Here is a 12,033-nt window from a genome sequence, read left to right on the forward strand (position 1 = left end):
TTTCATCATAGCTGGTTGATCAAGGAGGCGGTTGTGGGCGTGGATCTGCGGCTGACGGACCCGGCGACCGGATCCGGCGTGCGGGCGCTGGAGGTGCCGGGCGAGTGGACCTCGATCGGCCACCGCCTGCGGTACCTCGCCCGGGTCACGCCCGGCGCGCCCGCGCTCGCCTCCCCCGGTGCCGGGTACACGTACGGCGAGCTGCTCGGCACGGCCGAACGCTGGGCGGGCGCCCTGCACGCGGTACCGGCCGGGGCGCCGGTCGCGATCGACGTCGAACCCACCGCCGACTGCGCGGCCGCCGTCGTCGCGGTCGTCCTCTCCGGGCGCGCCGCGGTCCTGCTCGACCCGATGCTGCCCAGCCCGCGCTCCGCGCGGATCCTCGCCGCCAGCGGCGCCCACCGCCTCGACGTGGCGGCGCTCGCCGCGCTGCCCGCGACGGGTGAGCCGCTGCCGGACGGCGGCCTGGACGACCCGGCGGTGCTGCTCTTCACCTCCGGCTCGACCGGCCGGCCCAAGGGCGTCGTGCACAGCCACCGCAGCTGGCTCGGCCAGGCGTACGCGTACCGGGTGGCGATGGAGCTGGACACCGCGGACCGGCACGCGCTGGTGCTGCCGCTCAGCTTCGGCGGCGGGCTCGACGTGCTGTTCACGGCGCTGCTCACCGGGGCCAGCGCGCACGTGTACGACCCGCGGGTGCTCGGCCTCGCCGGCATGGCGGGCTGGCTGCGCGAGCAGCGGGTCAGCGCGGTGTACGCCACACCGGCCCTGCTCCGCTCCATCCTGGACGCGCCCGGCGCCGCAGACCTGCTCGCCGGCCTGCGCCACTTCACCACCTGCGGCGAGGCGATCCACGCGTCCCTCGTGGAGCGGCTGCGGGAGCGGATGGGGCCGGACTCGACGTACGTCGGCTGGTCCGGCGCCTCCGAGATCGGCACCCTGGCCTACCTGGCGCTGCCCGCCGCCGCACCGGTACCGCCCGGGATCCTGCCGGTGGGGCGGCCCGCGCCGCTGCGGGACGTCGAGGTGGTCGACGAGGACGGCCGCCCGGTCCCGCCCGGCGTCACCGGCGAGGTGGCGGTCACCTCGCGCCACATCTCGTCGGGCTACCACGCCGACCCCGAGGCGACCGCGAAACGCTTCCGGCGCAACGCCGACGGCACGACCACGTACCGCGGCGGCGACCTCGGCCGGTGGGACGGCGACGGGCTGCTCCACCTGGCCGGCCGCGCCGACGCCGCGGTCAAGGTCGGCGGCTACCTGGTCGAACCGGCCGAGGTGGAGGCGGCGCTGCTGGACTCCCCCGACGTGCGGGAGGCCGTGGTCACCGCCGTGCCGGCGACCGACGAGACCGGCGCGGTACGGTCCACCCTCGTAGCCCACGTCGTGCCGGTGACCCGGGAACGGGCCGTCACGCCGGCCTCCGTCCGGCGGGCGCTGCGCGAGCGGCTCCCGTCCTGGATGGTGCCGGCGCGGATCGTGCTCCTGACCGAGCTGCCCCGCAACGAACGCGGCAAAGTGGACAGACCCGCGCTGCCGCCGGTGCCGGACCGCCGGCCGGTACCGCCGGCCACCCCGACCGAGAAGCTGCTCGCCGAGATCTGGCGCGGCGTGCTCGGCCTCGCCGACGTGCCGGCGAACGCCGACTTCTGGGAGCTCGGCGCCGACTCGCTCGCGGTCGAACGGATGATGGTCGCCACCCGCCGCGCGACCGGTACCGCCGTCACCTCCGCCGGCCTCACCGCCGCACCGACCATCGCCGAGCTGGCCCGCCTGGTGGACGGTGGCACCCGCCGCGGGGACCTGCCGCCGACCGCGGTCACCCTCCGCGCCTCCGCCGGGCCGGCACCGGCGCTCTTCGCGTACGCCGGCGGCGGGGCGGCCGCGCTCTCCCTGCTGCCCCTGGCCACGGCCCTGCGCGTGGACGTGCCGGTGGTCGGCTTCCAGGCCAGCGGCTTCGAGGCCCGCGGCCGGCTCGACTGGAGCCTCGCCGGGGTGGTCCGCCGGCACCTGGGAACGCTCCGCAAGGTCGCGCCGCGCGGGCCGTACGTCCTGGTCGGACACTCGTTCGGCGGCATGCTGGCGCTGGAGACGGCGGCCGCGCTCACCGCCGCCGGCGCGGACGTGCCGCTGGTCGTCCTGCTCGACACCATCCTGCCCGAGGACGTGGCCGGCCCGGCACGGCGGGAGAGCGGTACCCCCGCACCGCCGGCGCCCGCACCGCCCCCGCTGCGCCGGCGGCTGCTCATGCACGCCCGGCTGGCCGCGGCCGGCATCCGCCGCTACCCGGCCGAGGTCCGCGAGGCGGTCTTCTGGGAGCAGAGCCTGCGGATGGTCAACCGGCACCGGCTGACCACCTGGAACGGCCGTACGCTGCTGTTCACCGCCGAGGACAACCCGGACCAGCCGGCCTGGTGGGACCGGGTGCTGACCGGGCCGCACGAGGTCATCCCGATCGCCGGTGGCCACTCTTCGATCCTGCGGCCGCCGTTCCTGCAACCGATCGTGGACCGGCTCAGCGCCGAGCTGTCCGCCCTTCGCGTAACGTGGACGACATGAACCAGCACGGTGCGGCACCACGGGTTCGCTGGCGATGACGAGGAGCTCGCGGTCCCAGGTCGTGGCGGAGTGGATGCAGCAGCAGATCCGGGACGGGAAGTGGTCGCTCAACTCCCGCATCCCCACCGAGGCCAAGCTGGCGGAGACGCTCGAGGTCGGGCGCAGCACCATCCGCGAGGCCACTCGCGCGCTCGCCAACACGGGCATGCTGGAGAGCGTCGCGGGCATCGGCACGTTCGTCCGCGCGCGCAGCCCGGTCAACGCGGTGCTGAGCGAATACCTGCTGCGCCAGCCCGTCTCCGCGGTGCTCGGCCTGCGCCGCGCGCTGGAGGTGGAGGCGGCCGGCCTCGCCGCCGGCAACCGCACCGACGAAGACCTGGAGCGGATGCGCCGTTCCCTGGAGGCGGGCAGCGCGCCGGTGACCGACCCGGCGTCCGGGCTGCCTTCGCCCGGCTCGTTCCACGCCGACATGTTCGCCGCGGCGGGCAACCCGGTGCTCGCCGAGTTCTACCAGTGCGCGATCGTCGCCATGCGGTACGCGATGGGCAGCGGCCACCTGCGACCCGGCACCCGCGACGAGCGCGCGTACGACCACCGCAGCATCTTCGACGCGATCGTCGCCGGCGACCCCGACGCCGCGCGCGCGGCGGCCGCCGCCCACGCCGACCGCGACTTCGCCCTCGCCAGCGTCCCCGAGCCCACCCCCGCCGCCTGACGCACCCGGACCGCCTGGGCCGGTAACGGTCTTGAGCGCGCCTTCTCGAGGTGCGTGCCCGCGCCCTCACCCTAGGGCGGCCGTCGAGATCGTGGTACGCAGTTGCCCCCGGGCGGGCGGATCCGTACCACGATCTGCTGGGACGGTCCGCTGTTGAGCCGTGAACTCGGGGTCGAGGTCCGTGCGCCCCTTGATCGGCGTCGGGCCTTGGGCTGATCTCGAACCGGATCGTCGTGCGGTCCGTCCGCCGCGCCGGCTGCCCCTCGGCGGAAGGCGCCGCGGGTTGTGGAGCGCGGAGGGTGAAGCCGCGGGAATGCACCCGCGCGACGGTCCGGACACCGCGGGCGCCGCGGTAGCTCGAATCTCTGTTGTGGACCGGGACCGGCGCGGGCCGTCAGGCGTCCGGTCGCTGGGCGGCCGGTGCGGCGAGCGGACGGGCGGTGCCGGAGCGGCGCGGGCGCAGCCGTTCGTCGAGTGACCACGGGCCGGCGCCGACGAGCAGGCCGCAGACGAGCTGGATGAGGCCGGCCCACCAGTTGGGCCAGCTTCCGAGGGGAAGGGGCTCGCCGCTGCCCCGGTGACCGCCGAAGAGGCCGAGCACAGTTCTGTCACCGGCGGCGCTGCCGCACCTCGCGGGTGAGCAGCCAGATCATGTAGGCGCCGCCGAGCGAGCCGGTGACCACGCCGACCGGGAGCTGCACCGGCGCGAACAGGCGCTGGGCCACCTGGTCGCAGCAGAGCACGAGGGCCGCGCCCATGGCCATCGACGCGGTAACCGCCGGGCCCGGGGATCGGGTCAGCCGCCGGGCCAGCTGGGGCGCGGCCAGCGCGACGAACGCGATCGGTCCCGCGATGGCCGTGGCCAGCGAGACCAGGGCGACGCCGACCCCGATGCTCGCGGCGCGTACGCCCTGCGGCCGGATGCCGAGGCCGCCGGCGAGCTCGTCGCCCATCACGAGCAGCCCGAGCGGCCGGGACAGCAGCGTGGCCAGGACGCACAGCAGTACGCCGGCGCTCCCGGCCACGGTGACGGTGGCCCAGGACATCGCGTTGAGCGAGCCGGCCAGCCACACGGCGGCGGTCTGCGCGGCGGCCAGCGACGAGCGGACGAGCAGCAGCGAGTTGACCGCCGAGAGCACCGCGCCCACGCCGACCCCGACCAGCACGAGCCGCGGGCCGGCCACGCCCCCGTCCCGGCGGGCGAGCAGGTACACCAGCGCGGCCGTGGCGGACCCGCCGGCCAGCGCGCCCACCGCGACCTGTGCCGGCGTCCCTCCGAAGAGGACGATCGTGGTCACCGCGCCGGTCGCCGCGCCGACCGTGAACCCGATGATGTCCGGGCTCCCCAGCGGGTTGCCGGAGATGGCCTGGAAGATCGCCCCGGACGCGCCCAGGGCCGCGCCGACCACGACCGCGGCGAGCGCCCGGGGCAGCCGTACCTCGCGGACGAAGACCTGCGCCAGCACGTCGCCGCGGCCGAGCAGGGCGTCGAGGGCCTGGGCCGGCGTCGAGGTGTACTCGCCGGAGAGGACCGCCGCCACGCCGACCGCGGCGGTGACCGCGAGCAGGACGGCGACGACCGCCACCGAGCGCCGCCGCACCCGCACCGAGAGCCGGCCCAGCCGCGCGACACTCATGTCGCCACCCGGCGGCGGCGGACGATCGCGACGAAGACCGGGCCGCCGACCACGGCGGTGACGATGCCGACCTGCACCTCGGCGCCGGGTACGAACCGGCGGCCGGCCACGTCCGCGAGGAGCACGAGCACCGGGGCGTACAGCAGGGTGACCGGGCCGACCCACCGCTGGTCCGGTCCGACGAGGGCGCGGGCCAGCAGCGGTACGCCGAGCCCGACGAAGCCGATCGGGCCGGCCGCGGCGGTAGCGGCGCCGCAGAGCAGCGTCACCGCGGCCATCGCCCCACCCGCGGTGAGCCGGGGCCGCGCGCCGAGCGCCGCACCCGCGTCGGCGCCGAGGGCGAGCGCGTTGAGGGCCGGCGCGACCGCGGCCGCGAGCAGCAGGCCCACCACCACGAACGGGGTGACGGCGAGCAGGATCCCCCAGCGCCGCCCCTCCAGCGAACCGGCCGCCCAGAACCGGAACTCGTTGAACGCCCGCTGGTCGGTCAGGATCACGGTCTGCACCAGCGAGCCGGCCGCGGCGCTGACCGCGACCCCGCCGAGCGCCAGCCGGGCGGGCGTGGCGAAGGCGCCCGCGACGGTGCCGAGCAGGTAGACCGCGACCGCGGCGATCGCCGCCCCGGCGAACGCGAACCAGAGGTAGAACCAGATCCCGACGAACCCGCTCAGCGCGACCGCGGCCACCACGGCGAGGCTGGCGCCGGCGTTCACGCCGAGGATGCCCGGGTCGGCGAGCGGGTTGCGGGTCAGCGCCTGCATCACCGCGCCGGCGACGCCGAGCGCGGCGCCGACCTCGAGCGCCAGGAGGGTACGCGGGAGCCGCTGGCCGCGCACGATCGAGGTGGCGACCGAGCCGTCCGGGTCGGCGAGCGCCCGCCACACCTCGTCCAGCGGCACCGGCCGCGACCCGACCGACAGGCTCGCCGCCACGGCGACCGCCAGCAGCCCGAACGCGGCCAGCATCACCAGTGCCCGGCGGCGCCGCCGGCTCCGCGCACGGGGTGGGGCGGCGGTCATCCCGGGCCGGGTGGCCGCCGGCGCCGGATCAGGTGGCCGACCGTGCCACCGGCCGCCGTGACGAGTGCCGCGCCGAGGATCGCCCAGAGCGCGACGTCGCCGCCCTCGCCGGTACCGGCGCTGCGGGTGACCACGACGCCGCTCGCCGGTGCGCCGGTGGGGGACGCCGACCCGGCGGGCGCGGGGGCCACAGTGGACGGTGGGGTCGCCGGCAGCGCGCTGGTCGGCGCGGTCGAGGGGCGGGGCGCGGCCGCCGTCGTGCGCGCGGCGTTCCCGCCGGCGCGGACCACCGTGAAGTCGGCGCCACCCCGCCGGGTGTACCCCTTGACGCCCTGCTGGTTGCCGCCGGCGTCGAGGATCTGTTCGGTGGCGAGGAAGCGCAGCCAGTGCCCGCCCGGCGCCAGGTCCTCCGGGACCAGGAAGCTGCCCGAGGCGGTGCCGTCGGAGCGGATCTTCTGCGCGTGTACGACGCAGGCGCCGTGCACCGCCGCCTCGGCGCAGAACTCGCCGTCGTCGATCTTGATGTTGACCGTCTCGCCGCGCGGGAAGCCCCCGACCGTGAACGAGATCCGGTCGCCGGCCGCGAGCGTGCGCGGCGAGACCGAGGCGCTCGTACCGGGCGTGTCCGCGCTGGCGCCGCCGGGCGGGATCGCGGCCGCGGCAGCGGGTACGGCGAGCGCGAAGGCGAGTCCTACGGCCGCCGCGATGGTGGTCCGCACCCGTCAGCCCTCCCCCGCGCGAAACAGGCGTCGCCGGGTGGACGCCACCACCACGCAGCCGGCCAGCAGGAACAGGCCGCCGATCAGGACCGCGCGGTACGTCTCCGGGCCGGTGCGGGGCAGCTGCTCGCCGGCCGCGATGGTGAAGTCGTCCCAGCCGAGCAGCTCGCCGGCGCGGTCGAGCACCGCCAGCTTGTGCGTGCCCTCGGTGACGTCCACACCGGACAGCGACGCGGTGGCGGTCCGCCCACCGTCGAGTGTGGACCAGCCGAGCGGGCGGGGCGAGGAGCCGGCGTAGGCGTACAGGAAGACCCAGTCCCCCGCCGCCGCCGACGGCACCGTGACCCGCAGCGTGGCGCCGTCCCGGGTCACCGAGATGCCGCCGCGCGCGGCCTCGGTCAGGTCCTCGTCGGCGTCGTACGGGTCGGGCACGTCCGTGGGGCGGCCGGGCTCCTCTCCGCCCGGATCGCCGCCACCCGCGGCGGTGACCGTGAAGGGCGTCGTCTCCACCGAGCGGATCGTGTCGCCGGCCTTGAGCGATCCGGTGAGCAGCCGCAGCGTGTACGAGCCCGGAGTGAACGCCGGTGCCGAGTTGGACCCGGTCGGCAGCTGGACGTCGGCCGCGAACGTGCCGTCGGCGCCGGCCTGGACGACCTGCCAGACGGTGAGGTTGGCGTTCGGCCCCTGCCCCGGCAGGTGGCTGTACGCCCCATCGTTGATCTTCACGGCGATGGCCGAGCCGCCGCCGCTCGGGTGGCACCAGCCGGCGCCGCTGAGCCGGATGGTGCCGCCGACCCGGGCGGAGGCGGCCAGTTCGGTGGTCACCGCCGGACACTCGGCCGCGGCCGCCCGCGCCGCCTCCGCGGTCGACGCCGCCTCCGCGGTCGGCGCAGGCGAAGCGGTCGACGCCGGAGAAGCGGTCGGCGCCGGAGAAGCGGTCGGCGCCGGAGTGCTCGCGGGCTCCACAGTGGACGGGGTCGGGGCCGGCGTCGCGGTGGGAGTCGCCGCCGGCTGCGCGGCGGCCGGCGGGGCCAGCGCGACAGCGCCCGCCAACGCGGCGAACGCGGCGAACGCGAGCCGGAGCCGGCGCGAACCTGGTGTGGTGGTTGTCATGAGCCGGTCAGCGCCCTCTCCACGTCGTCGACGATCAGGTTCATGAGCAGCGGCCCGCCCGTGGAGGTCCACAGTGAACCGTCCACGGGCACGATCCGGCCGGCCCGGTACGCCTTGAGCGCGGTGAAGCCGGGCACCGCCCGCGCCTCCGTCAGCGCCGCGCGGGCCGCGTCGACACCGGCGCCGCCGCCGGCTTCCGGGTTGCCGACCGAGGAGCCGCCGAGCGTGCCGAAGAACATCCAGTCGGCGTCGATCTCGGCGAGGTTCTCCAGCGACACCGGCTCGCTGTGCCCGCGCCCGGTCCGGTCCTGGCCGGGTGGGCGGCGCAGGCCCAGGTCGGTGAGGGCGAGGCCGGCCGGGAGCTCCTTGAGGATCAGCGAGGCGGAGGAGCCCTGCCAGCGCACCACCGAGTACGTCTCCGCCAGCCGCGGGCCGAGCCGTCCGTGCACTGTGGAGACCCGCGTGTCGTACCCGGCGAGGATCTCGCGTCCCCGGTCGGCCCGGTTCAGCGCCTCGGCCACGTACCCGAAGGTGGCCCGCCAGTCGCCGCCGGCGTACCCGGCGTACACGGTCGGGGCTATCTTGCGCAGCAGCGCGATCACCGGCGGGTTGTTGTTGACGGAGGTGCCGTCGACCAGGATGAGGTCGGGCCGGGCCTTGCCGATCGCCTCGAAGTTGGGCTGGGCGACGCTGCCGAGCAGCGGGATGCCGCCGGCCCGGCCGGCCAGGTAGTTCGGCACGCCGGACTGGCCGCGCCCGGTCGTGGTGCCGACCGGCGTGACGCCGAGCGCGAGCGTCCCGTCGAGGGTCGGCTCGCTGAGCGTCACCACCCGTTCCGGCCGCTCCGGCACGGTGACCCGGGTGCCCTCGATGTCGGTGACGACCCGCGTGCCGCCGGCGGCGGTCGGGTCCGGGGTCGCCGTGCAGGCCGCGGCGGCCAGGCCGGCGAGCAGGACCGCGAGGAGCGCGGGAAGCCTAGCCATCGACCGCGTCCACGGTGTCCCGGGCGTCGCGCCGGCCCTGTTCGCGGGCCTGCTCGACGGCGACCGCGAGGCGGCGGCGCCAGCGTCCGCGGGTCTGCACGGCGAGCGTGACCGCGGCGACGGCGGCCAGCAGCACCAGCGTCCAGAACCACGGCATCGCCCAGGACCGGCCGCGGGCGTCCGTGCCGGTCAGGCCCACCGGCACCACGTCCTCGCCGACCGCGCGGGGAGCGACCCGGGCCTTGGCGGTGAGGACCACGAGCGCCGGTACGTCCTCCACGGTCAGCTCGACCCGGAAGCGGGCGCCGGGCAGCAGTTCGGGTACCGCCCCGACGTCGAAGCGCCGGGACCAGACCCCGAACGGCGCGCTCAGCTCGACCATCGCCCCGCCCTGGAGCCGGACGTTGCCGGTGTTCTCCACGTCGAACGCGACGTGCGCGGTGCCCGTGCCGTCGCTGCCCCAGCCGCCGGCGAAGTCGACGTCCGGGTCGGTCGGCACCAGCACCGGCTTCAGGTCGCCGGCGACCCGCAGGTGGACCCGGGCGCCGACCCGCCGTTCCACGGCGACCTGGCCGTCCGCGGCGCTGCCGCCGACCGCGGCGACGATGCCGGTGGGGTGGTCGCCGGGTGTGGCGTTGTCCGGGACGGTGATGGTGAACGGGACGGTGTGCCGCGCCTTCGCCGCGAGGGTGACCTCGGACTGGGCGAGCCGGATCCAGGACCCGCCGTCGCGCGGCTTCTCGCCGCCGGGCAGCAGGTCGAAGACGCCGGCCGCGGTGGTGACGCCGTCGCTGGCGTACAGCCGGAACGTGGCCGGGCCGTCGCTGAGGTTGGTGACCGTGACGTGGTCGCCGACCGCCGCGCCCGGAGCCAGCTCGTACCGGAACGACACCCGCCGGTCCGGACCGTCCGCTGTGGACGGCTGGACCGCCCAGGTGACGTCGCCACCCGGCGCCGCGTACGCCGGAGCCGGCCCGGCCACGAGCAGCGCCGCGCCGGCGAGGGCCGCCAGGCCCTTACGCCCGACGCCGCCGGTCGTCGCCTGGGCCCGGCGCAGCCCGGCAAGGATCCTGCAAACAGGGCCGGGGGCACGCGCGGGCAGGCGCGTGCCCCGGCGGGGGGGTCGACCGCGTGTCATGTCAGTCGGTCGGGAAGAGCGACACGGTCAGCGTGGCGGTGTAGGCGCCGGGGTCGGTGTCCAGCGGCACGGCGAGCGTGAGGTCCGCGCCGACCCGCGTGCTGCCGACCCGGCCGGCGTTGTTGGCGGTCGCCATCGTGGCCGCGGTACCGAGACCGGGTCCGCCGGCGAGCGCACCGGCGACCGCCGGGCCGGCCGTGACGCCGTCCCGCGGGGTCAGTACCGACGGCGCCCAGCCGAGGTGGTCGGCGCCGACCTGCCCGGCGCTCGACGTGAACGGGCCGCTCTGCGCGGAGACCGCCCAGCCGCCGCCGGCGGCCGCCTCGATGGAGCGGGCGTCGACCACCGTCACCGGCGGGATCGGGCCGGTGAACGCGATCCGGTCCAGGGCCTCCTGCCGCGCGAGCGTCACCGCCGCACCGGGGTCGACGGTGAGCGTCAGCCGGCCGGTGAGCCCGTCCGGCACCTCGGCGCGTACGGTGATCGCGCCCTCGGTCCCGCCCGGCTCGCCCGGGTCACCGGGGTCGCCCGGGTCGGGCACCTCGGTCGGCACGATCCTGGTGATCCCGTCGTGCGCCCCGCCGCCGAACGTCGCCTTGTCGACCACGTACGCGGCGCCGTCGACCACCTCGACGTCGTTGGGGTTGCGGGCGGTCTCCTCGACGGTGTGCACGACGGCGTTGGTCGCGGTGTCGACGACGCTGACGGTGTTGGCGAAGAAGTTGGCCACGTAGAGCAGCCCGGTCTCCGGATCGACGTCGAGCGCGAGCGCGCCGTTGCCGGTCGGTATCGACGCCACGTGCGCGCCGGTGCCGGCGTCCAGCACGGTCACGTCGCCGGAGTCCTGGTTGGCGGCGTAGACCCGGTTGCGCTGGGGGAAGACGGCCACGTTGGAGGAGCGGTCGGCGCCGGGCAGGGCGTGGTACGTGACCTGGCGGCTGGCGACGTCGACCACGGCGAGCTTGTCGGTGTCGAGCGTGCTGGTGTAGAGCTTTCCGGCCGCCGCGTCGAGGTCCAGCCCCATCGGCTGGCCGTCGACCGGGATGTCCGGGCCGCGTTCCATCGTGTCCGCGTCGAACGTGGCGATGTACTTGCCGTTGACGGCCGAGACGTAGACGGTGCCGCGCTCCTGGTCGACCTCGACCTCGCGGCCGTGGTCGACGTTGTCGAAGCTCTTCAGGTGCTCGCCGGTGGCCTGGTCGTAGACGGCGACCCGGTTGAGCCGGGTCGAGGTGGTCCAGACGGTGTTGTGCTCGTCGTCCACGTCGAGGCCGAAGACCGCCTCCACTGTGGAGGTCGGCTCGTCCCACGGCACCCAGTAGGAGTTCAGGATCTGGAGGGTGTCGGGGTCGACCCGGAGCAGCCGCGAGGTGGTCACCGGCGGCGGGCCGGCCTGGGTCACCCAGAACACGTCGTTGCGGGCCGAGTAGGCGATCTGGTACTGGCCCTCGCCGAGGTCCTTGTGCCGCACGTCGAAGGCCCACTCGCCGGGGTCGCCCGGATCACCAGGGTCGCCCGGATCGCCGGGATCGCCGGGGTCACCTGGATCACCCGGGTCGCCCGGCTCGACCAGCGTGAACTCGGCGCCGAGCGAGCGGGGTGCGTCGCCGGTGAGCAGGCTGCCGGTGAGGAACCGGATGCTGTGCGTCTGGCCGGCGGCCCAGGTGGCGTCGGAGTTGGCGGAGGTGGGGAACGGGACCTCGGCGGTCCACGCGCCGTTCCCGTCGGCCTGGGCGATCGCGTAGATCGTCTTGTTGGCCTGCACCTCGCCGGTGACCGGGTGGGTGACGTCGCGGGTGGTGGAGACCGCGCCGTCGTCGAGCTTGACCGCGATGATCGACCCCGCGCCGCCGCTGGCGGTCTTCCATCCGTTGCCGGAGACCACGATGGGCTCGCCGACCTCGACCTGCGACGGGACGGAGTAGGTGACGGTGGGATCGACGGGGCTCGTGTAGTCGTCGGCGTACGCGGGGTCGCCGGTCCGCACCGCGACCGCGGTCACCACCAGCACGGCGGCGGCGGTCGCGGCGACGCGGCGTACGGCCCGCGACGGGCTCAGTTGGAGCAGCACGGCAAAGTCCTCGACTTCCTCGGGTGCCGATCTTCATAAACTTAGGTCAGGCTAACCATTGTCTGATGGGCAAGGCAAG

Annotated in this window: 10 protein-coding genes; 2 read left to right on the forward strand and 8 right to left on the reverse strand. The window is 75.9% G+C overall.

The window, feature by feature from the left end; translation table 11 throughout:
• Nucleotides 1-33: 33 nt before the first annotated feature.
• Together RB614_RS03495 and RB614_RS03500 are read left to right on the forward strand one after the other, a co-directional pair.
• Nucleotides 34-2,559 carry an alpha/beta fold hydrolase gene (locus RB614_RS03495; protein ID WP_308710856.1) on the forward strand — a complete coding sequence of 842 codons (2,526 nt, stop codon included), beginning with the start codon at nt 34-36 and terminating at the stop codon, nt 2,557-2,559.
• Between the two features lie 34 nt (nt 2,560-2,593).
• Nucleotides 2,594-3,274, forward strand: coding sequence for a FadR/GntR family transcriptional regulator (locus RB614_RS03500; RefSeq protein WP_308710857.1), 681 nt, complete (start codon nt 2,594-2,596; stop codon nt 3,272-3,274).
• A gap of 394 nt (nt 3,275-3,668) precedes the next feature.
• On the opposite strand, the gene RB614_RS03505 is transcribed toward RB614_RS03500, so the two are convergent.
• From RB614_RS03505 to RB614_RS03540, 8 genes are read right to left on the reverse strand one after another with little or no spacing between them, the layout of a single operon-like run.
• Complete coding sequence (locus tag RB614_RS03505) at nt 3,669-3,875, reverse strand: hypothetical protein (RefSeq protein ID WP_308710858.1); 207 nt, start codon at nt 3,873-3,875, stop codon at nt 3,669-3,671.
• Between the two features lie 7 nt (nt 3,876-3,882).
• A complete protein-coding gene (locus RB614_RS03510; RefSeq protein WP_308710859.1) occupies nt 3,883-4,911 on the reverse strand; it encodes a FecCD family ABC transporter permease in 1,029 nt (342 codons plus the stop codon).
• Nucleotides 4,908-5,876 carry a FecCD family ABC transporter permease gene (locus RB614_RS03515; protein WP_308711147.1) on the reverse strand — a complete coding sequence of 323 codons (969 nt, stop codon included), beginning with the start codon at nt 5,874-5,876 and terminating at the stop codon, nt 4,908-4,910. Before RB614_RS03515 ends, RB614_RS03510 begins: the two co-directional genes overlap by 4 nt.
• A gap of 50 nt (nt 5,877-5,926) precedes the next feature.
• The gene (locus RB614_RS03520; RefSeq protein WP_308710860.1) at nt 5,927-6,649 is read right to left on the reverse strand and encodes a hypothetical protein; all 723 of its coding nucleotides are present in this window, start codon (nt 6,647-6,649) and stop codon (nt 5,927-5,929) included.
• A gap of 3 nt (nt 6,650-6,652) precedes the next feature.
• Nucleotides 6,653-7,762, reverse strand: a complete 1,110-nt coding sequence (locus RB614_RS03525; RefSeq protein ID WP_308710861.1) for a hypothetical protein — start codon at nt 7,760-7,762, stop codon at nt 6,653-6,655.
• Entirely contained in the window at nt 7,759-8,745 is a 987-nt protein-coding gene (locus RB614_RS03530) for an iron-siderophore ABC transporter substrate-binding protein (RefSeq protein WP_308710862.1), read from the reverse strand. The genes RB614_RS03525 and RB614_RS03530 overlap by 4 nt, the downstream gene beginning before the upstream one ends.
• On the reverse strand, nt 8,738-9,883 hold the full coding sequence (locus tag RB614_RS03535) for a COG1470 family protein (RefSeq protein ID WP_308710863.1): 1,146 nt from the start codon (nt 9,881-9,883) through the stop codon (nt 8,738-8,740). Before RB614_RS03535 ends, RB614_RS03530 begins: the two co-directional genes overlap by 8 nt.
• A gap of 1 nt (nt 9,884) precedes the next feature.
• Complete coding sequence (locus tag RB614_RS03540; RefSeq protein WP_308710864.1) at nt 9,885-11,954, reverse strand: YncE family protein; 2,070 nt, start codon at nt 11,952-11,954, stop codon at nt 9,885-9,887.
• Between the last annotated feature and the right edge of the window lie 79 nt (nt 11,955-12,033).

The organism is Phytohabitans maris, from assembly GCF_031085175.1.
GTDB lineage: Bacteria > Actinomycetota > Actinomycetes > Mycobacteriales > Micromonosporaceae > Phytohabitans > Phytohabitans maris.